Annotated in this window: 1 pseudogene; it reads right to left on the minus strand. The window is 61.6% G+C overall.

Annotated features, from left to right (window positions below):
• Positions 1-500, minus strand: a pseudogene (locus ACP7CJ_RS28885) (RHS repeat-associated core domain-containing protein); the annotation flags it as partial.

Genomic DNA, 500 nt, shown 5'->3' on the forward strand with positions numbered 1-500 from the left:
TGCAAGCCATCGGTAATCCGCGTGATCCCAGCGTGTAGGTCATAGTCGAACTGGTAGTCGTCGCCCTCATCGGTCCAGTGTCGGATCACGCGCCATTCGGCGTCGTCCACACAGGCCCATTGGTAATAGCAGCGCAGCCCGCTGGGCCGTTGGTGCTCGACCATGCGCTGGCCGCTGTCGTAGGCAAAGCGGCGCTGCACATGCCCAATTGCATCGCGAACTTCGGCCAGGTCGCCAGCGGCATCGTAGTGGTAGCTGGCTAACACTTCGCGGCTTTGATCGGGGAACAGCCGTTCGATCTGTTCCACGCGCCCGGTCCATTGACGGCTGTAGCCCAATTCGATTCGCACATCATTGAAGGAATCGCGTAACCGGCTCAGCCGACCTTGGGCGTCATAGTCGAGGAGGATGCGGTTGTCGTTGCGGTCCCCTAACTGGCTCAGGCGCAGGTGCGACGGGTTGCCGGGCGTTGGTTCGAACAGCCGATAGAGCCCGTCGAC

The sequence above is a fragment of the Pseudomonas sp. PSPC3-2 genome (genome assembly GCF_049897085.1).
GTDB lineage: Bacteria > Pseudomonadota > Gammaproteobacteria > Pseudomonadales > Pseudomonadaceae > Aquipseudomonas > Aquipseudomonas paraveronii.